Annotated in this window: 25 protein-coding genes; 15 read left to right on the forward strand and 10 right to left on the reverse strand. The window is 64.2% G+C overall.

Going from position 1 to position 25178, the window contains the following annotated elements; genetic code table 11:
• The first annotated feature begins 8 nt into the window (after nucleotides 1-8).
• From paaG to CSQ93_RS01795, 15 genes are all read left to right on the forward strand, one after another.
• Nucleotides 9-800, forward strand: a complete 792-nt coding sequence (paaG, locus tag CSQ93_RS01725; protein ID WP_099376449.1) for a 2-(1,2-epoxy-1,2-dihydrophenyl)acetyl-CoA isomerase PaaG — start codon at nucleotides 9-11, stop codon at nucleotides 798-800.
• 1 nt (nucleotide 801) lies between these two features.
• A complete protein-coding gene (gene paaH / locus CSQ93_RS01730) occupies nucleotides 802-2370 on the forward strand; it encodes a 3-hydroxyacyl-CoA dehydrogenase PaaH (RefSeq protein ID WP_099376450.1) in 1569 nt (522 codons plus the stop codon).
• A gap of 10 nt (nucleotides 2371-2380) precedes the next feature.
• Nucleotides 2381-2806, forward strand: coding sequence for a hydroxyphenylacetyl-CoA thioesterase PaaI (gene paaI / locus CSQ93_RS01735; protein WP_442778288.1), 426 nt, complete (start codon nucleotides 2381-2383; stop codon nucleotides 2804-2806).
• A gap of 68 nt (nucleotides 2807-2874) precedes the next feature.
• Complete coding sequence (paaK, locus tag CSQ93_RS01740; RefSeq protein WP_070254579.1) at nucleotides 2875-4203, forward strand: phenylacetate--CoA ligase PaaK; 1329 nt, start codon at nucleotides 2875-2877, stop codon at nucleotides 4201-4203.
• A gap of 22 nt (nucleotides 4204-4225) precedes the next feature.
• The gene (gene pcaF / locus CSQ93_RS01745) at nucleotides 4226-5431 is read left to right on the forward strand and encodes a 3-oxoadipyl-CoA thiolase (protein ID WP_099376452.1); all 1206 of its coding nucleotides are present in this window, start codon (nucleotides 4226-4228) and stop codon (nucleotides 5429-5431) included.
• A 76-nt stretch (nucleotides 5432-5507) separates the two neighbouring features.
• Complete coding sequence (locus CSQ93_RS01750; RefSeq protein WP_099376453.1) at nucleotides 5508-6659, forward strand: ABC transporter substrate-binding protein; 1152 nt, start codon at nucleotides 5508-5510, stop codon at nucleotides 6657-6659.
• Between the two features lie 72 nt (nucleotides 6660-6731).
• Nucleotides 6732-7610 (forward strand): branched-chain amino acid ABC transporter permease, encoded by an 879-nt coding sequence (locus CSQ93_RS01755; protein WP_034780386.1) that lies wholly within the window; start codon nucleotides 6732-6734, stop codon nucleotides 7608-7610.
• Nucleotides 7607-8590, forward strand: coding sequence for a branched-chain amino acid ABC transporter permease (locus CSQ93_RS01760; protein WP_099376454.1), 984 nt, complete (start codon nucleotides 7607-7609; stop codon nucleotides 8588-8590). The genes CSQ93_RS01755 and CSQ93_RS01760 overlap by 4 nt, the downstream gene beginning before the upstream one ends.
• Before the next feature lies 1 nt (nucleotide 8591).
• Nucleotides 8592-9347: an ABC transporter ATP-binding protein gene (locus CSQ93_RS01765; protein WP_070311613.1), complete on the forward strand. Its 756-nt coding sequence runs from the start codon at nucleotides 8592-8594 to the stop codon at nucleotides 9345-9347.
• Nucleotides 9347-10078: an ABC transporter ATP-binding protein gene (locus CSQ93_RS01770; RefSeq protein ID WP_092796538.1), complete on the forward strand. Its 732-nt coding sequence runs from the start codon at nucleotides 9347-9349 to the stop codon at nucleotides 10076-10078. Before CSQ93_RS01765 ends, CSQ93_RS01770 begins: the two co-directional genes overlap by 1 nt.
• 9 nt (nucleotides 10079-10087) lie before the next feature.
• Nucleotides 10088-10702 (forward strand): phenylacetic acid degradation protein PaaY, encoded by a 615-nt coding sequence (gene paaY / locus CSQ93_RS01775; RefSeq protein WP_035822296.1) that lies wholly within the window; start codon nucleotides 10088-10090, stop codon nucleotides 10700-10702.
• 23 nt (nucleotides 10703-10725) lie between these two features.
• Nucleotides 10726-12777 (forward strand): phenylacetic acid degradation bifunctional protein PaaZ, encoded by a 2052-nt coding sequence (paaZ, locus tag CSQ93_RS01780; RefSeq protein WP_099376455.1) that lies wholly within the window; start codon nucleotides 10726-10728, stop codon nucleotides 12775-12777.
• 394 nt (nucleotides 12778-13171) lie between these two features.
• The gene (locus CSQ93_RS01785) at nucleotides 13172-14434 is read left to right on the forward strand and encodes a hypothetical protein (RefSeq protein ID WP_099376456.1); all 1263 of its coding nucleotides are present in this window, start codon (nucleotides 13172-13174) and stop codon (nucleotides 14432-14434) included.
• A 10-nt stretch (nucleotides 14435-14444) separates the two neighbouring features.
• Nucleotides 14445-14852, forward strand: a complete 408-nt coding sequence (locus CSQ93_RS01790; RefSeq protein ID WP_070224256.1) for a hypothetical protein — start codon at nucleotides 14445-14447, stop codon at nucleotides 14850-14852.
• 58 nt (nucleotides 14853-14910) lie between these two features.
• Entirely contained in the window at nucleotides 14911-16488 is a 1578-nt protein-coding gene (locus CSQ93_RS01795; RefSeq protein WP_099376457.1) for a methyl-accepting chemotaxis protein, read from the forward strand.
• Here CSQ93_RS01795 and CSQ93_RS01800 read toward each other — a convergent pair.
• Genes CSQ93_RS01800 through CSQ93_RS01845 form a run of 10 tightly spaced genes read right to left on the reverse strand, consistent with a single transcriptional unit; the run spans nucleotide 16485 to nucleotide 25171 of the window.
• Nucleotides 16485-17708 (reverse strand): M24 family metallopeptidase, encoded by a 1224-nt coding sequence (locus CSQ93_RS01800; RefSeq protein ID WP_099376458.1) that lies wholly within the window; start codon nucleotides 17706-17708, stop codon nucleotides 16485-16487. The genes CSQ93_RS01795 and CSQ93_RS01800 overlap by 4 nt on opposite strands.
• Nucleotides 17709-17753: 45 nt before the next feature.
• Nucleotides 17754-18290: a type II secretion system protein gene (locus CSQ93_RS01805; RefSeq protein WP_232731209.1), complete on the reverse strand. Its 537-nt coding sequence runs from the start codon at nucleotides 18288-18290 to the stop codon at nucleotides 17754-17756.
• Nucleotides 18277-18660, reverse strand: a complete 384-nt coding sequence (locus tag CSQ93_RS01810; RefSeq protein ID WP_099376693.1) for a type IV pilin protein — start codon at nucleotides 18658-18660, stop codon at nucleotides 18277-18279. The genes CSQ93_RS01805 and CSQ93_RS01810 overlap by 14 nt, the downstream gene beginning before the upstream one ends.
• A 5-nt stretch (nucleotides 18661-18665) precedes the next feature.
• Entirely contained in the window at nucleotides 18666-19136 is a 471-nt protein-coding gene (locus CSQ93_RS01815; protein WP_267891626.1) for a type II secretion system protein, read from the reverse strand.
• Entirely contained in the window at nucleotides 19133-21025 is a 1893-nt protein-coding gene (locus tag CSQ93_RS01820) for a secretin and TonB N-terminal domain-containing protein (RefSeq protein WP_233515991.1), read from the reverse strand. The genes CSQ93_RS01815 and CSQ93_RS01820 overlap by 4 nt, the downstream gene beginning before the upstream one ends.
• A complete protein-coding gene (locus CSQ93_RS01825) occupies nucleotides 21022-21561 on the reverse strand; it encodes a hypothetical protein (protein ID WP_099376460.1) in 540 nt (179 codons plus the stop codon). Before CSQ93_RS01825 ends, CSQ93_RS01820 begins: the two co-directional genes overlap by 4 nt.
• Nucleotides 21558-22178, reverse strand: a complete 621-nt coding sequence (gene pilO, locus CSQ93_RS01830; RefSeq protein ID WP_233515992.1) for a type 4a pilus biogenesis protein PilO — start codon at nucleotides 22176-22178, stop codon at nucleotides 21558-21560. The genes CSQ93_RS01825 and pilO overlap by 4 nt, the downstream gene beginning before the upstream one ends.
• Nucleotides 22166-22708: a hypothetical protein gene (locus CSQ93_RS01835; protein WP_099376461.1), complete on the reverse strand. Its 543-nt coding sequence runs from the start codon at nucleotides 22706-22708 to the stop codon at nucleotides 22166-22168. Before CSQ93_RS01835 ends, pilO begins: the two co-directional genes overlap by 13 nt.
• On the reverse strand, nucleotides 22699-23487 hold the full coding sequence (locus tag CSQ93_RS01840) for a hypothetical protein (protein WP_158301075.1): 789 nt from the start codon (nucleotides 23485-23487) through the stop codon (nucleotides 22699-22701). Before CSQ93_RS01840 ends, CSQ93_RS01835 begins: the two co-directional genes overlap by 10 nt.
• Nucleotides 23474-25171 (reverse strand): GspE/PulE family protein, encoded by a 1698-nt coding sequence (locus CSQ93_RS01845; protein ID WP_099376463.1) that lies wholly within the window; start codon nucleotides 25169-25171, stop codon nucleotides 23474-23476. Before CSQ93_RS01845 ends, CSQ93_RS01840 begins: the two co-directional genes overlap by 14 nt.
• Nucleotides 25172-25178 lie beyond the last annotated feature (7 nt).

A 25178-nucleotide genomic window follows, 5' to 3' on the forward strand; every position in this document is an offset into this window, starting at 1 on the left:
GAGACGCCATGAGCTACCAAAACATCCTCTTTACCATCGAGCAGGGCATCGCCACCCTGACCCTGAACCGCCCCGACAAGCTCAATAGCTTTACACAAGCCATGCACGAGGAAGTGCGCGACGCGATTGCCAAGGTCAATGCCGACAGCGCCGTGCGCGTCTTCGTGCTGACGGGTGCGGGCCGCGGCTTTTGCGCGGGCCAGGATCTGTCCGACCGCGCCGTGGAACCGGGTTCGAAGGGTGTGGACCTGGGCGAATCCGTGGAAAAGAACTATGCGCCGCTGGTGCTGGCCTTGAAAGCCTTGCCGATGCCCGTGATCTGCGCCGTCAACGGCGTGGCCGCCGGCGCGGGCGCCAACCTGGCGCTGGCCTGCGACATCGTCATCGCCGGCAAGTCGGCCAGTTTTGTCGAAGTGTTCTGCAAACTGGGCCTGATCCCGGACACGGGCGGCACCTTCTTCCTGCCGCGCCTGATCGGTTCGGCGCGCGCCATGGGCCTGGCCATGCTCGGCGAAAAACTGACGGCGGAAAAGGCGGAAGACTGGGGCCTGATCTGGAAATGCGTCGAGGATGCGGAACTGGCGCAGGAAACGCGCAAGCTGGCCGTGCATTTTTCCACGGCGCCGACCAAGGGCCTGGCCTACACCAAGCAGGCGCTGGCCGCCAGCGGCGCCAATACCCTTCCGCAGCAGCTTGCGCTGGAAGCGCGCATGATGAGCGATCTCGGTAACAGCGACGATTACCGCGAAGGCGTGGCCGCCTTCATGGAAAAGCGCGCACCGCAATTCAAGGGACATTGATATGACCGCATTGGCAAATAACAGTATCGTCGCTGTCATCGGTAGCGGCGCCATGGGCGCCGGTATCGCGCAGGTGGCCGCGGCCGCCGGCTACAGAGTCAAACTGTATGACACGCGGGCGGAAGCGGTGAGCAAGGCCTTGCTTGACATCGGCAAGATGTATGCGAAGCTGGCCGACAAGGGCCGCATGACGCTTGACGAAGCCACTGCCGCCACGGCGCGCCTGCAGGCGGCCGGCAGCCTGGCCGATGTGAGCGATGCTGCCCTGGTGGTGGAAGCCATCGTGGAAAATCTCGATGTCAAGCGCGGCCTGTTCGCCGAACTGGAATCACTGGTGGCCGACGACTGCATCCTGGCGACGAACACTTCTTCGATTTCCGTCACGGCGATTGCCGCCAAGCTGCGCCGCCCTGAACGCCTGGTCGGCATGCATTTCTTTAATCCCGTGCCCTTGATGGCGCTGGTGGAAGTGATCAGTGGCCTGGCCACCAGCGAGCAGGTTGCCGCCACCGTCTACGACACCTCGATTGCCTGGGGCAAGAACCCCGTGCATGCGAAATCGACGCCGGGCTTCATCGTCAACCGCGTCGCCCGTCCGTTTTACGCGGAAGGCTGGCGCTTGCTGAACGAACAGGCGGGCGATGCCGCCACCATCGATGCCGTGCTGCGCGAGGCGGGCGGATTCCGCATGGGCCCATTCGAATTGATGGACCTGATCGGCCACGATGTGAATTTCTCCGTCACGCAATCCGTGTTCGGCGCTTATTTCAACGACCCGCGCTTCACGCCGTCCGTGCTGCAGCAGGAAATGGTCAACGCCGGTTTCCTGGGCCGCAAATCGGGCCGTGGCTTTTACCCGTATGGCGAAGGTGCCGTTGCCCCCGTGGCGCAGGCGGAAAGCGCGCAAGCGACCCCGGAATTCGTCGCCCTGTCGGCAGCCATCGGCGGCGATGGCCGTGGCCACAGCGGCATCATCCACAGCCTGGTGCAGCGCCTGGAGCACGCGGGCATCACCGTCAGCCGCCGCGTGACGCAGGAAGGCCAGACACACGATGAAGCGCCTGCCCTGCATTGCCATGGCGCCGCGATCTATCTGACAGATGGCCGCAGCGCCACCCAGCGCGCGCACGACAACCAGCATCCGGATACGGTGCTGTTCGACCTGGCGCTCGATTACGCCGGTGCCAAGCGCATCGCCGTGGCCCGTGCGGACCAGTGCAGCGATACCGCCTACGCGGCCGTCGTCGGCCTGTTCCAGGCGGCCGGTTTCATCGTCACGCGCCTGGATGACGTGCCGGGCCTGGCCGTCATGCGCACCGTCGCCATGCTGGCCAATGAAGCGGCAGACGCCGTCAACCAGGGCGTGTGCACGGTGGCTGCCGTCGATATCGCCATGCAGAAGGGCGTCAACTATCCACGCGGACCGCTGGCCTGGGCCGATGCCGTCGGCGTCCAGCACATCGTCACCGTACTGCAGCACCTGGCGCTGGGCTATGGCGAAGACCGCTACAGGGTCTCGCCGCTGCTGCGCCGCAAACTTGCCAATGGAGATCGCTTTCATGCCGAATGAAGACCTTAACATGAGCGCGCAAGCACTGGCCGAAGCGGCCGCCGCATCGATGCTGTCGCGCGATAACGCCACCGCCGCCATGGGCATCGCCCTGGCCGACGTGGGCCCCGGTCATGCGCGCATGACGATGACGGTGCGCGCCGACATGCTCAATGGCCACCAGACCTGCCACGGCGGTTTTATCTTTGCCCTGGCCGACAGCGCCTTCGCGTTTGCCTGCAACAGCTACAACCTGAACACCGTGGGCGCCGGCTGCACCATCGATTACCTGGCGCCTGGCCGCGAAGGCGACGTGCTGACGGCGCATGCCGTCGAACAGGCGCTGGCCGGCAAGAGCGGCGTGTATGACGTCAAGGTCAGCAACCAGGACGGGCGCGCCATCGCGCTCTTCCGTGGCAAGTCGATACGCGTGGCGGGTGAAGTCATCAGCAATTGAAGTGACAAGAGCAGGCTTGAACTGCCGGAACGAATTACACAGTTATAGAACCGAATCAGGAGACAGAGATGGTCCAGAGAACCCCAGCACCGAATGACCTCGAACCGATCGAGCGCGCCAGCAAGGATGAACTGCAGGCGCTGCAGCTCGAACGCATGAAGTGGACGCTCAAGCACGCGTATGACAACGTGCCCCATTACCGCGCCGCTTTTGACGAAGCGGGCGTGCATCCCGACGACCTGAAATCGCTGTCCGATCTGGCCAAATTCCCGTTCACCGATAAAAAAGTCTTGCGCGACAATTACCCGTTCGGCCTGTTCGCCGTACCGCGCGAGCAAGTGGTGCGCATCCATGCGTCCAGCGGCACGACGGGCAAGGCCACGGTGGTCGGCTACACGCAGAACGACATCGATACCTGGGCCAACGTGGTGGCGCGCTCGATCCGCGCCGGCGGCGGCCGCGCGGGCGACATGGTGCACATCTCCTACGGCTACGGCCTGTTCACGGGTGGCCTGGGCGCGCATTACGGCGCCGAGCGCCTCGGTTGCACGGTCATTCCGATGTCCGGCGGGCAGACGGAAAAGCAGGTGCAACTGATCCAGGATTTCAAGCCGTCTATCATCATGGTCACGCCATCGTACATGCTCAACATCATCGAGGAATTCACGCGCCAGGGCCTGGACCCGGCTGAATCGTCGCTGAAGGTGGGCATCTTCGGCGCCGAGCCGTGGACGGACGCCATGCGTTCGGAAATCGAAGCGCGCGCCGGCATCGACGCCGTCGATATCTATGGCCTGTCCGAAGTGATGGGCCCTGGCGTGGCGTCCGAATGCATCGAAAGCAAGGACGGTCCGGTCATCTGGGAAGACCATTTCTACCCCGAGATCATCGATCCGGAAACGGGCGAAGTGCTGCCGGATGGCGAAGAGGGTGAGCTGGTGTTTACCTCGCTGTCGAAAGAAGCGCTGCCCATCATCCGCTATCGCACGCGCGACCTGACCCGCTTGCTGCCGCCGACTTCGCGCTCGATGCGCCGCATCGGCAAGATCACGGGCCGCTCGGACGACATGCTGATCATTCGCGGCGTGAACGTCTTCCCCACGCAGATCGAAGAGCTGATTCTCAAAATGCCGAAGCTGGCGCCGCAATACCAGCTGGTGGTGACGCGCGACGGCCACCTCGACAAGCTGGAAGTGGTGGCCGAGCTGCGCATCGACCTGACCGCCACCATCTCGGCCAGCGAAACGGATGCACTGGCGCGCGAGCTGGAACACCGCATCAAGACGCACGTGGGCGTGAGCACGCGCGTGCGCCTGGTGGCCGCCGCCGGCATCGAACGCACCCTGACGGGCAAGGCCCGCCGCGTGGTCGACCAGCGCCCGAAGATTTTCTCCTGATAGCCCGAACAAGGAAGCAAACATGAACGAAGCCTTTATCTGCGACGCCGTACGCACACCCTTCGGCCGTTATGGCGGTGCGCTGTCCAGCGTGCGCGCGGACGACCTGGGCGCGCTGCCGATTGCCGCGTTGATCGCCCGCAATCCATCCGTCGACTGGGCTGCCATCGACGACGTGTTCTACGGCTGCGCCAATCAGGCGGGCGAGGACAACCGCAACGTGGGCCGCATGGCCGCGCTGCTGGCTGGCTTGCCGGCGGCCGTGCCGGCCAATACCATCAACCGCCTGTGCGGCTCAAGCCTGGATGCAGTCGGCATGGCCGCCCGCTCCATCAAGGCGGGCGAGGCGGAACTGATCATCGCCGGTGGCGTGGAAAGCATGACGCGCGCGCCGTTCGTGATGGGCAAGGCCGACAGCGCGTTTTCGCGCGCGGCGAAAATCGAAGACACCACCCTGGGCTGGCGTTTTGTGAACGGCAAGATGAAGGCGCAGCACGGCATCGATACGATGCCGGAAACGGCGGAAAACGTAGCCGTGGAATTTAGCATCAGCCGCGCCGACCAGGATGCGTTGGCACTGCGCAGCCAGCAGCGCTGGGCGGCCGCCAACGCGGCTGGCGTCTTTGATCGTGAAATCGTGCCCGTCGCCGTGCCGCAGAAAAAAGGCGAGCCGAAGATGGTGACGATGGATGAACATCCGCGCCCGGACACTTCGATCGAGATGCTGGCAAAGCTCAAGGGTGTCGTCAAGCCGGACGGCACAGTTACGGCCGGCAATGCCTCGGGCTTGAACGATGGTGCCTGCGCCATCCTGCTGGCGTCCGCGGCTGCCGTGGACAAATACAAATTGACGCCGCGCGCAAAAGTGCTGGGCATGGCCACGGCCGGCCTGGCGCCGCGCATCATGGGTTTTGGCCCTTCGCCGGCGTCGCGCAAGGTGCTGGCGCAAACGGGATTGAGCATTGGGAAGATGGACGTCATCGAACTCAATGAAGCGTTTGCCGCGCAGGCGCTGGCTGTCACGCGCGACCTGGGCCTGGCGGACGATGCGGCCCACGTCAATCCGAATGGCGGCGCGATCGCCATCGGCCACCCGCTGGGCGCGTCGGGCGCGCGCCTGGTGATGGCCGCATTGAACCAGCTGGAGCGCACTGGCGGGCGCTATGCGCTGTGCACCATGTGCATCGGCGTGGGGCAGGGTATTGCTGTAGTGATTGAACGCGTATAAAAAGTAAAAAAGGCGCAGGCTTGTAAAAAAGCGCCAACCATACATTGACCGTAGTGCCAACCTGGTGGAGACCACAATGATTGCCAATATCTTCAAGAAAACCCTGATCGCCGGCGTGCTGGCCATGTCCGCCGCAGGCGCGTATGCGGCCGATAACATCAAGATCGGTTCCGTGCTGTCCGTCACGGGACCGGCCGCCTTCCTGGGCGACCCTGAATTGAAAACCCTGCAGCTGTACATCGAGAAGATCAACGCGGCCGGCGGCGTCCTGGGGCGCAAGCTGGAACTGGTGCACTACGATGACGGCAGCGACGCGGCCAAGGCCAACGGTTTTACCAAGCGTTTGATCGAGTCGGACAAGGTCGACGTGCTGATCGGCGGCACCACCACAGGCGCGACGATGGCGATGGCGCCGCTGGTAGACCGTGCCAGCATGCCGTTCATTTCGCTGGCGGGCGCCGTGGTCATCATCGATCCGGTCAAGAAATGGGTCTTCAAGACGCCGCACACGGATCGCATGGCGGCCGAGAAGGTGTTCGAGGATATGAAGAAGCGCGGCATCAGCAAGGTGGGCCTGCTGTCGGAAACGAGCGGCTTTGGCGCCTCGGGCCGCAAGGAATCGCAGATTGTCGCCTCCAAATACGGCATCACCCTGGTGGCCGATGAAACCTATGGCCCGAAAGACACGGACATCACGGCACAGCTCACGCGCATCAAGAACACCGCCGGCGTGCAAGCCGTCTTCGTCTTCGGCCTGGGCCAGGGCCCGGCGGTCGTGACCAAGAACTACGGCCAGTTGGGCATGGCTGCGTTGCCGCTGTACCAGTCGCATGGCGTGGCGTCGGACGAATACCTGAAGCTGTCGGGCAAGGCCGCAGAAGGCGTGCGCCTGCCGACGCCGGCCTTGCTGATCGGCGCCATGCTGCCGGATGCCGATGCGCAGAAAGCCATCGTGGTCGGCTACGACAAGACGTATAAGGAGCGCTACAAGATCGATCCGTCGACTTTCGGCGGCTATGCGCTCGACGCGCTGAACCTGTCGGTGGACGCCATCAAGCGCGCCGGCGGAACGGATCGCGAAAAAGTGCGGGCGGCGCTGGAATCGACCAAGGGTTTTGTGGGGACGACGGGGGTGTTCAACATGTCGGCCAAAGACCACATGGGCCTGGACCTGTCGGCGTTCCGCATGGTGGAAGTGAAGAACGGCGAATGGCAATTGTCGAAGTGATGTAAGCCAGAAGTACCTGCGCGGGCTGCCCTTGAAGGCGGCCCGCGCATAGCCGAACATAATGGAGACACCATGGAAGTCGCTCAATTTCTACAATTTCTGTATTCCGGGATGACGGTCGGTTCCGCCTATGCGCTGGCGGCGCTGGGCTTTACCATCATCTACAACACCAGCGGCGTGATCAACTTCGCCCAGGGCGAGTTCATCATGCTGGGCGGGATGCTGGCCGCCGTGATGTCCGCCGCTGGCGTGCCGCTGCCGCTGGCCATCATCCTGGCCGTCATCGCCACTGGTATCGTTGGCCTGCTGATGGAAAAGACCGTGATCGAACCGGCGCAAAATGCGCAGGTCATCACGCTGTTGATCATTACCATCGGTGCCTCGCTGGTGCTGCGCGGCCTGGTGCAAATCTGGCTGGGCAAGGATACGCACTCGCTGCCGGCCTTTTCCGGCGACGCGCCGATCGAATTTTTGGGCGCCAGCCTGCTGCCGCAAAGCCTGTGGGTGCTGGGCGTGACCGTCGTCATCGTGCTGGTTTTGGGCTGGTTCTTTGGCCGCACCCTGATGGGCAAGGCCATGCTGGCCACTTCGCACAACAAGCTGGCCGCGCAACTGGTGGGCATCAACACGCGCAAGGTGCTGCTGTTCTCGTTCGGCCTGTCGGCCCTGCTGGGCGCTGCGGGCGGCATCCTTGTTGCGCCGATCACGTATACCTCGTACGACGCGGGCATCATGCTGGGCCTGAAAGGCTTTGTCGCCGCCGTCCTCGGTGGCCTGGGCGGTGGCGCGGGCGCGATTGCCGGTGGCCTGATCCTGGGCATCGCCGAAGCCATGACGGCCGGCTACATCTCGTCGGCTTATAAAGATGCTGTCCCCTTCGTGCTGATTTTATTGATCCTGTTCTTCCTGCCGCAAGGCTTGTTTGGCGCTAAAAATTCGGAGCGTGTATGAAGAATTTCTTGACCCGCTCACGCCACGGTGGCTTGCTGGTGCTCGCCCTGGTGCTGGCCATCCTGCCCCTGTTCCTCACCAATGCGTTCTATTATGACGTGGCGATCCGCATCGCCCTGAACGCCATCGTCGTCATCGGCCTGAACCTGTTGATGGGCTACACGGGCCAGATCAGCCTCGGTCACGCGGGTTTCTATGGCCTGGGCGCGTATGCGTCGGCCGTGCTGACCACGCACTACTACTGGCCGCCGCTGGCTGCCTTGGCCGCCGGCGCTGTCGCCACCGGTCTGCTGGCCCTGCTGCTGGCCCGTCCCGTGCTGAAACTCAAGGGCCATACCCTGGCCATGGCGACCCTGGGACTGGGCATCATCATTTCCATCGTCATCAACAACGAGACGCAGTGGACGGGTGGCCCGGACGGTATCGGCGTCTCGGCCTTCAGTGTCGCCGGCCTGGAAATCGCCGGTGAAAAATCGTGGTATCTGGTGTGCGCCGTGCTGCTGTTGCTGGTGACGTGGCTGGCCCTGAACTTGATCGATTCGCCTGTCGGCCGCGCGCTGCAAGCGATTCACGGTTCGGAAGTGGCGGCCCGCGTGGTCGGCGTCGATACGACCCGTTTCAAGGTGCGCGTGTTCGTGCTGTCGGCCGTCATTGCCAGCATCGCGGGCAGCATCAGCGCCCATTACATCGGTTTTATTACCCCGAACCTGGCCGGCTTCTTCCACTCGATCGAGCTGGTGACGATGGTGGTGGTGGGCGGCATGGCATCGATCTTCGGCTCCATCATCGGCGCGGCGCTGCTGACGATCCTGCCGCAACTGCTGTCCAGTTTTGAAGGCTGGGAAACGGTGGTGTTTGGCGTGATCCTGATGGCGACCATGATCTTCATGCCGAAAGGCCTGGTACCGAGCCTGGCCAGCCGTTCGCGCAAGCGTTCTGCTACGCCGAAAGCACCGCCTAAATCTGCACAGGAGGTCTGAGATGCTGACGATTAATAACCTGAGCAAGAGCTTTGGCGGCGTGCATGCGGTGCAGGATGTCAGTTTTACCGTCAAGGAGGGCAATATCCATTCCGTGATCGGACCGAACGGCGCCGGCAAGACGACCCTGTTCAACCTGATCACCGGCGTCTACACGCCGACCAAAGGCGAGATACTGCTCAATGGCGAGAACGTGGCCGCCATGTCGCCGGACGCGCTGGCGCGGCGCGGCATGAGTCGCACCTTCCAGAACCTGCAAGTGTGCATGAACATGACGGCAATCGACAATGTGATGGTGGGCGCGCACCTGCGCCTGAACCAGAACCTGTTCGCGTCCATGCTGCGTTTACCGTCCGTGCGTCGCGCGGATGCGGCCTGCCGCGACGAGGCGGCGGGCTTGATGGAGTTTGTCGGCGTGGGCCGGCATATCGATGACGAGGCGGGACAGATGTCGTATGGCGCCTTGAAACGCCTTGAAATCGCCCGCGCGCTGGCGGCCAAGCCGAAAGTGCTGCTGCTCGATGAGCCGGCCGCGGGCTTGAACCACACGGAGACGGGCGAGATCGAAGCCCTGATCCGCAAGGTGGCGCAATCGGGCGTGACGGTGGTGCTGGTCGAGCATGACATGAAACTGGTGATGAATCTGTCGGACCATATCCTGGTGCTCGACTATGGCAAGAAGCTGGCCGAAGGGACTGCCGCCGAAGTGCGCGCCAATCCCGACGTGGTGGCGGCCTATCTGGGAGTGGCGGCATGATGAAGATGGAAAAACCTCAGACTCCGCTGGTGCTCGATATCGCCGGCCTGACCAGCCACTATGGCCGTATCCAGGCCTTGCATGGCATCGACCTGCAGGTGCGCCAGGGCCAGCTGGTGGCGCTGGTGGGTGCGAATGGCGCCGGCAAGACGACCCTGCTGCGCGCCATCTCCGGCGTGCAGCCGATCAGCGCGGGCAGCATCGCCTTCGCCGGCCAGGACGTCAGCCGCATGAGCGCCGACAAGCGCGTGCGCAGCGGCATCTGCCAGGTGCCGGAAGGGCGCCAGGTGTTCGGCCCCATGACGGTGGAAGACAATCTGCGCCTGGGCGCGTTTACACGTCCCGCACAGGACGTGGCGGGCGACATGGAACGCATGTATGGCCTGTTCCCGATCCTGAAGGAAAAGCGCCTGCTGCTGGCCGGGACCTTATCTGGCGGACAGCAGCAGATGCTGGCCATGGCGCGCGCGCTGATGGGCCGTCCGCAACTGCTGCTGCTCGATGAGCCGAGCATGGGCCTGGCGCCCCTGCTGATCGCGGAGATCTTCCGCATCGTGGCCGAACTGCGCGACCAGGGCATCACCATTTTCCTCGTCGAACAGAACGCGCATGCCGCCCTGTCGATTGCCGACGTGGGCTATGTGATCGAGACGGGCGCCATCACGCTGTCCGGCCCCGGTCCAGAATTGCTGCATAACGAGCAGGTACAAAGCGCCTATCTGGGCATGTAAGGAGTCAGTATGGTCAAAGTCTACGAAATCAACGGCGTTACCCCCGTCGTCCACCCCAGCGCCTATGTGCACCCGTCGGCCGTGCTGATTGGCGACGTGATCGTCGGCCCGCGCTGCTATATCGGTCCGCTGGCCTCGATCCGCGGCGACTTCGGCCGATTGATCCTGGAAGAGGGCGCGAACCTGCAGGATACCTGCGTCATGCATGGCTTCCCCGGCTGCGACACGGTGGTCGAAGTCGACGGCCATATCGGCCATGGCGCCGTGCTGCATGGCTGCCGCATCGGCCGCAATGCGCTCGTCGGCATGAACGCCGTGGTGATGGATAACGCCGTGATCGGCGAGGAATCCATCGTCGCGGCCATGAGTTTCGTCAAGGCGGGCATGATCGTCGCGCCGCGCAGCATGGTGGTGGGCACACCGGCCAAGATCATCCGCGCGCTGACCGACGATGAAATCAAATGGAAAAGCTCGGGCACGGGCCAGTACCACGAACTGGCCGTGCGCTCCATGCAGACGATGCGCGAAGTGGAAGCCCTGACGGAAGTCGAGGCGAACCGCCAGCGCCTGAATTTCGAATCGGCCTTGCCGCTGCATTTGCACAAGAACGCTGCGGCGCAGTAAAAACCAACATAGGAGTAAACCACATGGCTCAAATATCCACCCTGCAAAGCCTGATCGCCGGCCGCTGGCTGGGCGAAAGTGCCGCCGTGCCCCTGCACAGCGCCTTGAACAACCGCGTCATCTATCACACGCATGCGGAAAAGATCGACTTCGACGAAGCCGTCACGTATGCGCGCAAGACGGGCGTGCCGGGTCTGATGGCGCTCGATTTCCAGCAGCGCGCCGCGCGCCTGAAGGCGCTGGCCCTGTACCTGGTCGAGCGCAAGGAAGAGCTGTATACGATTTCGCATTTGTCGGGCGCCACGCGCGCCGACAGCTGGGTCGACATCGAAGGCGGCACGGGCACCCTGTTCGCCTACGCCAGCATGGGCAGCAACGAGCTGCCATCGTCGAACGTGCTGCACGAAGGCCCGGCCATCGCGCTGGGCAAGAAGGGCGGTTTCGCCGGCACGCACATCCTGGTGCCGCGCGGCGGCCTGGCCGTGCATATCAACGCTTTCAACTTCCCCATCTGGGGCTTGCTGGAAAAATTCGCGCCCAGCTTCCTGGCGGCCATGCCCTGCATCGCCAAGCCGGCCACGGCGACGAGCTATCTGACGCAGGCCGTCGTGCGCATGATGCATGAATCGGGCTTGCTGCCGGCCGGCAGCCTGCAGCTGGTGATCGGCTCCACGGGCGACTTGCTGGACCGCCTGAATGGCCAGGATTTCGTGACATTCACAGGATCGGCCGCCACGGCCGCCAAGCTGCGCACGAACCCGAACCTGATCGCCCAGTCCGTGCCCTTCAACGGCGAAGCCGATTCCCTCAATTGCGCCATCCTGGCGCCGGACGTCACGCCAGACGACGTGGAATTCGACCTCTTCGTCAAGGAAGTCGTGCGCGAAATGACGGGCAAGTCGGGCCAGAAGTGTACGGCGATTCGCCGCATCATCGTGCCCGAGCACCTGATGGACGCCGTCGGCACGCGCTTGCGCGAGCGCCTGGCCAAGGTGGTGGTGGGCGATCCGTCCATCGAAGGCGTGCGCATGGGCGCGCTGGCATCGAAAGAACAGCAGAACGACGTGGCCGAACGGGTCGCCACCCTGTCGCAGGGTAACGAGGTGGTGTTCGGCGCGGCCGACGGTTTTAGTCCCCTCGGTGATGGCGCCCTGGAGGGCAGCTTCTTCTCGCCGACCTTGCTGCTGTGCCGCGACGCCTTCGGCAACGACGCCGTGCATGACGTGGAAGCGTTTGGCCCCGTCAGCACCATGATGGGCTACCACGATATCGATGAAGCGCTGGCCCTGGCCGCGCGCGGCAAGGGTAGCCTGGTGAGCACCCTGGTGACGCGCGATCCGAAGATCGCCGCGCGCGTGGTGCCGCAAGTGGCGGCCACGCATGGCCGCGTGCACGTGCTCGAGCGCGTGGCGTCCGTCGATTCGACGGGCCATGGCTCGCCCCTGCCGCAACTGAAGCACGGCGGCCCTGGCCGCGCGGGCGGCGGCGAGGAACTGGGTGGCGTGCGCGCCGTGCGCCACTACCTGCAACGGGCGGCCGTGCAAGGCTCGCCCACCATGCTGGCGGCCATCACCGGCGAATACGTGCGCGGCGCGGACGTCAACGAAAGCCCGATCCACCCGTTCCGCAAGCACTTCGAAGACTTGAAGACGGGCGACTCGCTGCTGACGCACCGCCGTACCGTCAGCGAAGCGGACATCGTCGCCTTTGGCGGCATCTCGGGCGACTTCTTCTACATGCACTTCGATGAAATCGCGGCCAAGGAATCGCAGTTCGGCAAGCGCATCGCCCATGGCTACTTCGTGCTGTCGGCCGCTGCCGGCCTGTTCGTCTCGCCTGGCGTCGGTCCCGTGCTGGCCAACTATGGCCTGGACAACCTGCGCTTCGTCGCCCCCGTCGCCATCGGCGACACCATCCGTGCGCGCCTGACGTGCAAGCGCAAGGTCGACCGCAACCGCAAGGATGTCTTTGGCGTGGGCCAGGGCGTGGTCGCGTGGGACGTGCAGGTGACGAACCAGAACGAGGAACTGGTGGCCAGCTACGACATTCTGACCCTGGTGTCGAAGCGCGAGTAAGCGTTTCCGGCAGGACTGGTTTGAACGGCGCCACCCGCGATCTTCGCGTGGGTGGCGCTTTTTTTATTCCGCTTCTTTTCGTCTTGAATTATCTATAAGTGTATGAAAAATATAGGCTAAGTGTGGTTTTGCACGGCGTGCTATTTAGATAAACCCCTCTAGAACGCGTGCTTTTTTCGTAAAAATGGGCAAATTTGCTCATTGCCTCAAGAAAACTTTCCAACGTAAAACCTTTTCTCTGTAGCATGGTTTTACTCACTGGTCACGCCGCCAAGCACGCTCCTCGACGCGATGGTGGCGAGAAAAAACGGACCCGGCCTTTTACGGCCGGTGAGCCATCGACCGCGAGTCCCATTCCACGATTAACGTTCACCGCTACGGGTATTTAATTACTATGAATAAACACGTCCTGATTTTCCTGCTGGCCATGCCCCTGGCCATCAGCCATGCCTATGCCGAAGAGGCCACTGGTCCCGCGGTCAAGATCAGCGGTTACGGCACGGCCGCCCTGACCATGGCCGATACCGATAACGCGCAGTTCGCGCGCCCGAACCAGGCGGCTGGCGCCAGCAAGACAGCCCGGACGGGCGTCGATTCCAACCTGGGACTGCAAGCCAATGTCACCGTCAATCCCTGGCTGTCGGCCACCGTGCAGGGCCTGGCGCGCAAGGATGGCGAGGACGATTTCGGCGCCGAACTGGCCTGGGCCTTTGCCAAGGCCAAGGTGTCGGACAGCTTCAGCGTGCGCGTCGGCCGCATGGGCCTGCCCGTCTTCATGATTTCCGATTACCGTAACGTGGGCTATGCCAACACCATGCTGCGCCCTCCTGGTGAAATGTATTCGCAGGTACCCCTGAACAGCATCGATGGCATCGACGGCACCTACCAGTTCAGCGCGGGCGATACCAGCATCACCACGCAGCTGGCGCTGGGCCGGACCAAGGCCACCCTGGCCACGGGGCCCGCGTCGACCGTGCAGGTGGAAGGCAAGTCCATCGTCGCCCTCAACGTGGTGGCCGAGCATGGCCCCGTCACCGTGCGCTTCGGCCGTGCCGAGACCAGGCTGACGATCAACGATTCGCCCAGCCTGAATACCTTGATGGGCAGCTTGCGCGCGGCCGGCAGCGGCTACAGGATCGCCCAGCTGGGCGCTCTGGCCGATGCGCTGGAAGTCAAGGGCAAGAAGGCGTCGTTCACGTCCGTGGGCCTGGGCCTGGACTGGAACAATGTGCTGCTGCAGTCGGAATATGCGAAGCGCAAGACGGACAGCTATGTCAGCGACAGCACCTCGTGGTACGTGATGGGCGGCTACCGCATCGGCGCCTTTTTGCCCTACTACAGCCACGCCAGCCTGAAGGCCGATGGCCGCGTGAACAACACCGTGCCCGCATCCTGCCCTGCCGGCTATCCTGCCGCCTGCACGCCGACCCTGCGCGCCCTGTCGGCCGGCGTCGACACCCTGGCTTATACGCGCAACCAGCTCGAGCAATCGACGGACAGCATCGGCGTGCGCTGGGATTTCCACCGTTCGGCCGCGCTGAAAGTGCAGATCGATCGCATCAAGCCGAAGAATGGTCCTGGCCTGTTCGTGCAAGCCAAGCCAGGTTTCCATGGCCCCGTCACGGTGGCTGCCGCCGCCATCGATTTCGTTTTCTAAGGAGCGCCGCATGAAACCATTGATCTTGAATGTGGCTGCCTTGCTGGCGCTGTCGACCGCCGTTCCCGCCATGGCCGAAGTGGTCGTGGTGGTCAATCCGAAGAGTGCCGCGGGCGCCATGACGAATGAACAGGTGGCGCAGTTTTTCCTCGGTAAATCGACGGCCATGACGCCGATCGACCAGCCGGAAAGCGCGCCCGTGCGCGCCGAGTTCTACAAGAAGGTGACGGACAAGGAACCGTCGCAGGCGAAGGCCTTGTGGTCCAAGCTGGTCTTCACGGGCAAGGCGACCTTGCCGAAGGAAGTGGCCAATAGCGCCGACGTGAAGAAGGCCGTGGCCGCCGATCCGAAAGCCATCGGCTATATCGAAAAGAGTGCCGTCGACGCCAGCGTCAAAGTGGTGCTGACGGCGCCATAAAGCCGGCCCGGGCCGCGCGCCATGCGGCGGCCCGGTACACATACATCAGGAGACAGCAATGAGCATCAAACGCAAGATATGGGCGCTGCCTGTCGTCTCGGCCGTGATTTTCGGGCTGGGGCTGGCCGTCAGCGCCTATCTGTCCACGGCCACGCTCAATTCCATCCACGCCACCGAAAGTGCCGACTATCCCGTGCTCGACATGGCCAAGTCACTGACCCTGGACGTGGCCGCCGTCGGCGATGCCCTGCGCGACGCCGTCAGCGAAGGCGACAAGGAGCGCATCGGACAAGTCGGCGGCCAGGCAGTCAAGCTGCGCGAAAAACTGACCGCCTTTGCGGCGATCCCCGGCCAGCGCGAGCAGGGCCAGCGGCTGGCCAGGGAATTCGATGCCTACTATGCGCCGGCGCTGAGCGCGGCGCGCATCATGCTGGAAATGGAAGAGGGCGACCCGCAAGCGACCGTGGCACGCATGCAGGGCGCGCTGGCGGTGCTCAACACGGACCTGGCCAGGACCAACGAACAGGCGCAATTGCAATTCAAGCAGGGCATCGAACGCAGCGCGGCCAATGTGCGCAATGCGCTCAATACCAGCATCGTCGTGGCGCTGGCCGTCATCGTCTGCCTGGTGGCCGTGTCGCATTTCGTCGTGCGCGCCATCTGGCAGCAGCTGGGCGGCGAGCCCGAATACGCGCGCCAGATCGCGCGCGCCGTGGCCGATGGCGACCTCTCGATGGAGATCGCCACCGAGGCAGGCGACCAGGCCAGCCTGCTGGCGGCATTGAAAGAGATGCGCGGCCGGCTGGCCGGCATGGTGTCCGGTATCAAGGCGTCGGCCGAAACCATCCAGGTGGCCAGCGCCGAAATCGCGCAGGGCAATGCGGACCTGGCGGCACGCACGGAATCGCAGGCGGGCAGCCTGGATCAGACGGCGCGCAGCATGGACAGCTTGACTTCCACCGTGCGCGACAACGCCGCCAACGCGGGCCAGGCGCACGAACTGGTGGTGTCGGCATCGTCCGTGGCAGTCAAAGGCGGGCAAGTGGTCAGCCAGGTGGTCACCACCATGGGCGAGATCAACGACTCGTCCAAACGCATCGTCGACATCATCGGCGTGATCGACGGCATCGCTTTCCAGACCAATATCCTGGCCTTGAATGCCGCCGTGGAAGCGGCGCGCGCGGGTGAACAGGGACGCGGCTTTGCCGTGGTGGCGTCCGAAGTGCGCAACCTGGCGCAGCGCAGCGCGGCAGCGGCGCGTGAAATCAAGCAATTGATCGGCGATTCGGTGGCCAAGGTGAATGTCGGCTCGAAGCTGGTTGACGAGGCGGGTCTGACCATGGGCCAGATCGTCGACTCCGTGAAAAAGGTGGCCGACATCATGGCCGAGATCAGCGCCGCGAGCCAGGCGCAAAGCGCCGGCATCGGGGACATCGGCGTGGCCATCGGCAGCATGGACCAGATGACGCAGCAAAATTCCGCACTGGTGGAAGAAGCATCTGCTGCGGCAGAATCGCTGCAGGAACAGGCCGTGCAGCTGGGCACGGCGCTGGCCGTGTTCAAGCTGGCGCAGGGTGGTTTGGCGCCGATTGCCACCGTGCCGGCGGCACGGCGGCTGGCGTTGACGAAGGCTTAAGCGCGCAAGCCGAACGGATCGTCGATGCTGTGCGCTGGTTCGGTGAACCAGCGTGCGCCGTTTTCCGTCATGTAAAAATGGTCTTCGTGGCGGATACCGAATTCGCCGGGGATGCAGATCATCGGCTCGTTCGAGAAGCACATGCCCACGTCGAGCGGCGTCGTGTCATTGCCCACCAGGTAAGGCCACTCGTGGATATCGAGACCGATGCCGTGTCCCGTGCGGTGCGGCAGGCCGGGCAGCTTGTAGCCGGGGCCGAAGCCGTCTGCCTCCAGCGAAACGCGCGCGGCGCGGTCCACGTCGCCGCAGGGCACGCCCAGCCGGGCGGCCGCGAATGCGGCGGCTTGCGCCGCCTTTTCGCTGTTCCATACGCTGCGCTGGCGTTCGCTGATGTCGCCAAACACATAGGTGCGCGTGATGTCGGAGATGTAGTTCATCACCTGGCAGCCCGTGTCGATCAGCACCGTGTCGCCCGCCTTCAGGGTTTGCACGTAATTGACGCCATGCGGATACGCGGTCGCTTCGCCGAACAGCACGATGCAGAAATACGAGCGGGGTGCCCCCACCTTGCGGTGCGCACGCTGGATGAATTCTTCCACTTCCACCGTCGTGATGCCTTCGACCAGCATGCTGGCCGTGGCCACGTGTACGGCCAGGGTCATGTCCATCACGCGCTGCATCAGGGCGATTTCCGCCGCTGACTTGCGGCTGCGGCAGTACGCCGTGACGGCGCGGGCGTTTTCCAGCGCATAGCCGGGCGCCAGCGGTTTGATGCCGTCGTAGATGAAGAAGGCGGCGCTTTCGCAGATGCCCACGCGCGGGGCCGTAGCCGCATCCTGGGCGATCCCCATGCGCGCCAATACGTCAACGAACAGCTGGTATGGGCTTTCATGCTCTTCCCAGCAATTGACCTTGCCTTCAATGAGCATGAAGCCCGTCAAGGTGCTTTCCTCGAAGGCGGGGGCGATGTATTCGATGTCGCCGCTGGCTGGCAGGATGGCGCCCACCACGCGTTCGCTGGCATACCATTTGGTGCCCGTGAAATAGGTGAGATTGGCGCCCGCGTTCAGGTAGACCGCAGCGATGCCCTGTTTGCGCATGAACGCTTGCGCCTTGGCGATGCGTTGCGCATGTTCGTCCTTGCCGATGGCGACCATGCCGCCCGTCATGTCCGACAGCGATGCCAATGCCTGTTCGATGGAAGTGCCACCTATGCTCATGCCTGCTCCTTTGCTCAATGCGGAATATGGAATGCGGGCATGATATCAGTTCGCGCCTTTCGGCTTGAGTCCGGGCGCGCCGCCGGCGGCATCGGGCGGCGCCAGCACCAGGTCGTGCGGATAGGTGAAGTGCCAGTCTGCGTAGCGCTGCTTGCGGCGCAGGCTGGCGTCTTCGTCGAGAAAATTGTCCTGCTTGATGGGCAGTTGCGGCGACAGCGAATGGATGCCGACAATGCGTCCCTCCTGCCGCAGCAGCCCCCATTCCGCCTTGCCCGTGACGGGGTCCGCATACAGGCGGCGCAAGTGCCGCCGGGCGTTGGCGAAACGCGGGTCGCGCAGCAATTCCTGCAGTGTCAATGGATAGCGGGGCCGCCCGTCGCCCGGCGTGCTGTCGTAGTAGCGGCCCAGCGCATTGCGGAACTCATGGCCGATGAACAGCAGCTCGCGTTCCTTGTCGCGCCGCGCGGCCGTGGCATGCAATTCGCTGGCCAGCACCAGGCCGACGCCCATGAAGGCCACCAGCATCAGGGTCCAGATATACGCGAAGCCCCGTGCGCGGCGTCGAAAATCAGAGCTGCTCAAAGGGGATGCCCTCGCGCGTCTTGCCCTTGGCGCCGCTGCGCACGTCGGCCACGCCGCCGATCTCGCCATTCGGCGAAGGAATCAGCTGCCAGGTGGCGGCGGACTCCGTGACGGGATCGAGCGGCACGCTGCGGAAGTAATGGTGGGTCACCAGGTCGGCCAGCGCGGCCGGATATTCGCCCTTGTCGGCATAGTATTTATCCAGGCCACTCCTGAGCACCTGCAGGTTTTCCTTCAGCGCGACTTCCTTCGATTTTTCTACGGAGCCGAAATAGCGGGGAATGGCGATCGTCAGCAGCAGCGAGATGATGGCCAGCACCACCAGCAGTTCGACCAGCGTAAAACCGCGGCGAGGAGAAGAGACTGGCATCGGGTTCACCATTGATTGAGCGGCATGCCGTTCAGGCCCACCTTGGTCGAGCGCGAGGCGACGTCGAACACGTCTTCGCCTTCGCTGGGATTGTCGGGCGGCGAGGCATAGGCGCGCTTGCTCCAGCTATCGGCCGCGCTGCCTTCTTCCCTGGGCTGGAACGGGTCGCGCGGCAGGCGGCGAAGGAAATAGATGTTCTGCTTGGACGGGCTGCGCTGGTCGGGCACGCCCTCGACCAGTTCCTCGAGTTTTTTCGGATAGCCGGAAGCGCCCAGCGACAGTTTGATGCGGCCATTGTCCGAGGCGCGCTTGTAGGTATCGATCGCCTCGCGCATCTCGATCAGGGCGCTGCGCAATTGCTGTTCCTTCGCCCGTTGCTGCGCCACCTGCGCCATCGGCACGGCCACCGTGGCCAGGGTCGCCATGATGGCCAAGGTGATCATCAGTTCGATGAAGGTAAAGCCCCGCTCTTTCACTGGCCACCCTTGCCTGATTTTTCGCCGGCGGCCGGAGCCTCGTCGCCGCCCGTCATGGGCGAGCCGGTGCGCGCCGGGGCTTGCTCCGGCGCGGCGATAGCCTCTGGGGAGCCGCCCACGCTGGCGCGGCCTCCCACGGAGGCCTCGGTGCCGGAGTTGAATTCGGCTGTCGTCAGGTCCGGACGGCGTATGCTGCGCAGCAGGCGCGGTGTGATCGACAGCACGATCTCGCTGCGCATGGCGTCGTCCTTCTGGCTGCCGAACAGGCGGTTCAGCACGGGCAGTTCGCCCACGCCAGGCACCTTGTTGGCTGTGCCCCGGTCTTCATCGCTGATCAGGCCCGCCAGCACCTGCGTCTCGCCATCCTTCAGGCGCAGGACCGTGGAGGCGCTGCGCGTGCCGATCTGGTAAGCCTGCGTGCCCGTCTTGCTGATGACTTCCTTGACCACGTTCGACACTTCCAGGTTGATCTTGATGGCCACTTCGTCGTCCAGGTAGACGTTCGGTTCCACGTCGAGTTTCAGGCCCACATCGATGTAGTTGACACTGTCGGAACTGACGCCGTTATTCGTCGTCACGGTAATGACGGGCACGCGGTCGCCGATCAGGATCTTGGCTTTTTCCTTGTTGCGCACGCGGATGCGCGGGTTGGCCAGGATATTGCTGTCGCTGTCCGTCTTGTTGGCGTTCAGGGTGACGCCGCCGATGCCCAGATTGATATTGTCGCCATTGATGCGGTGCAGGTCCGCCACCTTCAGGCCGCCCAGGCCTCCCGTAATACCTGCAGCACCGGCCAGTGTCAGGCTGGCCTGGTCCGGCCAGCGCACGCCCAGTTCCATCAGGCGCGTGCGCTTGACTTCCAGCACCTCGACTTCCAGCATCACTTCCGGATCGGCCAGGTCTTGCACATTGATGATGCGCTCGGCCATGCGCACCATTTCCGGCGTATCGCGCAGCATGATGATGCCCAGGCGTTCATCCGTGACGACATCCTTGGCCTTGAGCAGGGTCTTGATGGAAAACGCCACGGTCTTGACGTCCGCATTGGCGAGAAAGAAGGTGCGCACCACCAGCTGCTGGTAATCCTTCACCTTTTGCGGCGTGTTCGGGTAAATCGTGATCGACTTGTCGCTGGTGACGCTTTGTTCCAGCTGGTTGGCGCCCAGCAGCATGGCGATCGCCTCTTCGATGCTGGTGTCGCGCACGGAAATGGTGGCGCGCAGGGCCGGGTCGACTTCCTTGTCGAAGACGAAGTTCAGGCCCGAGACTTTGCTGATGAAGTCGAACACGGAACGCAGCGGCGCGTCGCGAAATTCGAGGGTCACGGGTTTGCGGTAGGCGGCCGCCAGTTTGCCGCCGGCCGGCAGGCTTTTGGATTGCGCCTCGCCGATGCGGTTTTTCAGGGCCAGCGCCTCGCGCTGTGCGGGGCGCTCCTGCAGCACCTGGCGCAACGCTTCCTGCGCTTGCGCGATATTCGCCTCGCCGCCGCGCTGGTAGCTGGCCTGCGCTTCCTGCACCAGCTTGCGGTGCCGTTCATCCTGTGCCACGCCGGCCAGGCCCCGCTGTGCCACGTCGTTGCTGGCATCCAGCGCCAAGGCCTGCTGGTACAGCGCTTGCGCTTCGGGCAGCTTGCCTTGCTGGCGCAGCGCTTCCGCAGCGCCATTCAGCTTGTTCAGCGCACGCATCCTGCCATTTGTGACGGCGATGCGGTACTTGGCGTTGGTCGGCTCGGCCTGCGCCGCCTGTTCCAGCAGGGCCAGGCCCTGTTCCGTGCGCCCCGCACCGAGCATGGCCTGGCCATCGTTATACGCCTGGTTGCCGGCACAGGCGGCCAGCAGGAACAGCATCGGCAGCAGGGTGATGCCAGTACGTGGTATGCGTTGTTTCAATTGAGATCCCCTACGGCGAGTGTCTGTTTCAGGTTGAGCGGCAGATAGGTAAATTGCAGAGAACCCTGCACCACGCCATCGAAGCGGTAGCGCTCTTCGAGCGTATCGCCGGGACGCGCCACCACGTTGCGTTCGCCCGCCTGCAGGAAGTAGGCCGCCTTGCCTTCATCGACAAAGCGGCCCAGAAATTGAAAGGGCAGCGGTGGCGGCGCGTTCGCATCCACGCGGGCAGCGGGCAGCGCGGCCTGGGCCACCTGCTGGTCGAGCATGATCTTTTTCGGCGTCTCTGGCTGCCAGCTTTGCTTGGCGAACAGGGTGGCGGCTTCTTCTTCGTCGTCGAGTCCCCGGCGCGGTGCGATGACCAGTGCGCGATTGGCCTGCGGAACGGTGGCTGCAGCGAGGGGGGCTGGCGCCACCCGCTCCACCTGGCGCGTGGTGGCCGTGGCCGGTCCCACGATGCTGCCTTCATCCTCGGGCGCGAAGAGGGCGGCAAGCAAGGTCGCCACGGCGGCGCCTCCCAATACGGCTTTTTTCATCTGCGCACCTCCGCCTTTTTCACCAGCAGGATGAACTGGATGCGCGCGTCGATCTCGCCCGCTTCGATCTGCTCGCGCTTGAAGAGCACGGAGTCCAAGGTCAGGGTGGGCAGCGCCTGCAGGGCGTCGACGATAAAGGTTTGCAGCTGCGCGTATTCCGCCTTTACGGGCAGGGTGATCTGGTAGCGCAGGAAGGCCGTGTTACCGTCTTCCTGCGGCTTGTAGTCGGCCTTGGCCAGGGTGACGCCGCTTTTTTGCGCCACTTCCAGCAAGGCCTTCAATTGTTCGGGAATGCTGTCATGCGCGGGCAGGTAGGCGTGAAAGGCGGCCAGGCTGTCTGCATCCACATCGAGCGTGATGGGTGCCGGCGGCAGCGCCGCCTGTTTCGCCATTATGGCCAGCTGGGCGCGCAATTGCTGCTGGTGTCGGGCCAGCGCATCGCCCTGCTGCACGGCGAAAGCGGTCAGCGCCAGGCCGGCGGCGCCGAGGGCGCAAGGCCAGCCCAGGGTGCGCCACAGACGCGAAGCCTCCCACGCCAGGCGCGGGGGCATGCGCAGCTGCAGGCGCGCGCGGGCCACGGGCGTGCCGGCTTTGAATACGGGTTTTATTGCCGCCATTGCGCCTCCAGCTGAAAACGGTAAGGGTGTTCGGGGGCGTTCGCATTCATCTCGTGTTTGAGCAGATACACGGAGCTGAACATGGGCTGCTGGTTCAGGAAGGTCAGGTAGTTGAGCATGTCCTGCGGTGTTTCCGCCTCGGCGGCGATCTTCAGGACGCTGGCGCCATCCTGTCCCTGCTGCGCGTTCAGGTCCAGCCCCAGCAAGGCCACGCGCACATCGCGCGGCGCCTGCACCGTCCTGACCAGGCGCGTGACGGGCAGGTTGAGCTGGCGCACGGCGGCGGCCACCTGTTTCAGTTCGAGGTCGCGTTCGCGTTGCTGGCTTGCCGAGAGGGGCGTGCGCACGGGACGCGCGGGTTGTAGCTGCGCCAGTTGCGCTTCCAGGCGCCGCGTTTCCTGTGCCTGCACCAGCCAGTACACGGCGGCCGGCAGCAGCATCAAGCCGCCCGCCAGGCACAGGGCCAGGCGCCAGCCCTTGAAGGTCTGCACCGTGCCGGGCGCCAGCAATTCCAGGCGGCTCAGGCCCATGCGGCCTCCCGCATCAGGTGGGCGGCGCCGGCCACGGGGAGGGGCTGAAAGCGCGCCGGCAACTCGTCCTGCGGCACGCCGCTCAGGTCGAGCAGCGCCACGTGTTCGATGGCGTCCAGTTGCGGCGCGCGCAAGTTCCAGCGCCGCCATGCCCGATCCAGTTCGTCGCCCCAGGCAGCGCCGCAGGATTGGCTGTGCAGGGCCGTGATGCGCCCGCCACTCGTCGTTGCCAGCAGCAGCCGTCCCGCTTCCACCAGGGCGAAGGCGGCAGGTTTTCCGCCGGCGATGCTGCGCCAGGCCGGCCCGACGATGGGTTCGAGGGACAGGCAGCGCCGTCCATGCGCGGCCGCCGCATCCTGCACGCCTTGCAGCAGGGCCGCATCGATGCCGCAGGCCAGGCGTGGCTTGCCATAGGGTGCATCGTCGGCAGCCAGGCGCCAGGCGCGCGCGCCATCGCCGTAGACGGCAGCGAACTGGCTATGCAGGAAACGCTGCGCGCTGGTTCGGTCGAGCAGGGCGCCGCTCCACGGCACCATCAGCATGGCGCACCAGCGGCTGGCCAGGCTGATGGCCAACGGCAGTTTTTTTTCATTGTGCTGTTCGAGCCAGCCACGCAGGGCGGCCAGCGCCACTTCCCAGCTGGCGTCGGGGTTCAGGATCGGCAAATGGAATGCGCTGTCTGCCACGGGACGGCCAGCGCGGCGCTGCACGCCGTGCAATCCGTGCGGCGCCAGGTGCAGGCACAGGGTGGCGCGGGTAAGGCGTTCAATAAGTGACACGATTGAGCTCCGCTAAAGTGGTTTCGCCGCGCCGCACCAGGTCCAGGCCCGCTTCGCGCGCCAGGCGAAAGCCGTTGCGCGCCGCTTCTTCCTTCATCTGGCTCAAGGGCGCCCGCGTGCAGATCATTTCGCGCATCGCGTCGCTGAGCATCAGCACTTCGGCGACGGCCTTGCGGCCCTTGTAACCGGTGCCGCGGCAATGGCCGCAGCCTTTGCCGGCCATGAATTGCCAGTCCTGTACCTGGTGCAGGGCCAGGCCGCTGTCGCGCAATTGCTGCGCATCGGCCAGCACCTCGGCGCTGGCGTCGATGGCGCAATGGGCGCAATTGAGGCGCAGCAGGCGCTGCGCCACGATGCCGTTCAGGGCCGCCGCAAAGCTGTAGGCATCGACGCCCATGTGCAGGAAGCGCCCCACCACGTCGAAGACGTTATTCGCATGCACGGTGGTAAACACCAGGTGGCCCGTGAGCGCCGCCTGCACGGCGATCTGCGCAGTTTCGTCATCGCGGATTTCGCCGATCATGATCTTGTCGGGATCGTGGCGCAGGATGGAGCGCAGGCCGCGCGCGAAGGTCAGTCCCTTTTTTTCGTTGACGGGGATCTGCAGCACGCGCGGCAAGCGGTATTCGACAGGGTCTTCGATGGTGACGATCTTGTCGCGCCCCGTATTGATTTCCGTGATGGCCGCGTACAGGGTGGTGGTCTTGCCGGAACCCGTGGGCCCCGTCACCAGCAGCATGCCGTGCGGCTTGGCGGCCAGGCGGCGGATCTGCTCGATGGCGTCCTCGTTCAGGCCCAGGCTTTCCAGGCGCAGCGCCTGCGCCGCCTCCGTCAGCGCGCGCCGGTCCAGCAGGCGCAGCACGCCGTCTTCGCCAAAGATATTGGGCATGATGGAAACGCGAAAGTCGATCTCCGCCCCTTTCACGCGCACCTTGAAGCGACCATCCTGCGGGATGCGCCGCTCGGCGATGTCGAGGTCGGCCATCACCTTGATGCGCGAGATGATCTGTTCGGCCATCGCCAGTCCCTGCACCTGGCCTGCCTGCACCAGCACGCCGTCGACGCGGTACTTGATGACCAGGCTGGCCACGTCGCATTCGAGGTGGATGTCGCTGGCCTGGAATTTCAGGGCATCGTAGATGGTGGAGTTCACCAGTTTGACCACCGGGCTGCTGTCTTCGCTGATGCGGATCAATGAAATGTCCTCGATGCTCTGGTCGAGGCCCGGCACATCATCACCGTGCTGCATTTCCTGCATCGCCTGTTGCACGCTTTCCTGCTGCAGCAGATAGGCGGCAAGGTCGTCCGGGTGCGCCAGCGCCACCGTGAAGGGTGTGGACAGGGCGAAGTCGGCCCATTGCAGCAAGTCTTCGGCAAACGGGTTGCCGATGACGAGCACGGGCGGCGCGCCGGGAACGCCCGGTTGCAGCAGCACGCAGTCGCGCTGGGCGCAATCCGTGTAGGGCAGCAGGGCAAAGGCGGGCAAGGCGGCCTGCAGTTCGGCCATCGTCCAGGCCGGGTAGCGGAACAGGGCGGCCAGCTGGCGCAAGAAGACTTCGGGCGGCAGGGCTGCCGTTTCCTGCAGCACGGCCATCTGCGGGCGGCCCTGTTCCAGTGCGCTGGCGTGGGCCCGGCGCAGCATGGCCGCATCGAGCACGGCCCGTTCTTCGTCGCGTGCGTTCATGTCATGA

The sequence above is a fragment of the Janthinobacterium sp. BJB426 genome (assembly GCF_002735705.1).
Taxonomy (GTDB): Bacteria; Pseudomonadota; Gammaproteobacteria; order Burkholderiales; family Burkholderiaceae_D; genus Janthinobacterium.